The sequence below is a fragment of the Bacillus sp. BML-BC051 genome (assembly GCF_019656175.1).
Classification (GTDB): Bacteria; Bacillota; Bacilli; order Bacillales; family Bacillaceae_G; genus Bacillus_A; species Bacillus_A mobilis.
The window spans coordinates 1-219 of the sequence record NZ_BPLI01000165.1; the positions used below are offsets into that span (position 1 = coordinate 1).

Consider the following 219-nt stretch of genomic DNA (forward strand, 5'->3'; position numbering starts at 1 on the left):
TGGAGTACTGGTGAGCTCAAAAGGACTGAATCAACGCTTTAATTCAGCAACTTTAGCAATACTTCGCGCTGTCTTTGCTTCTCCTCTCAAACAAAAACTCTGTTCACATCACTCACTATCTGCAAACATGATCTATACTTTCAATCGTATCCGTATTTTAGATGCCACCGTGTTTCAACTGCCTGCTCATTTAGCCACTAACTATCTAGGATCAGGCGG

General features: G+C 42.0%; 1 pseudogene. It reads left to right on the plus strand.

Annotation, left to right across the window (positions count from 1 at the left end):
- Nucleotides 1-219 (plus strand): annotated as a pseudogene (locus K5S59_RS29770) (IS4 family transposase); the annotation flags it as partial.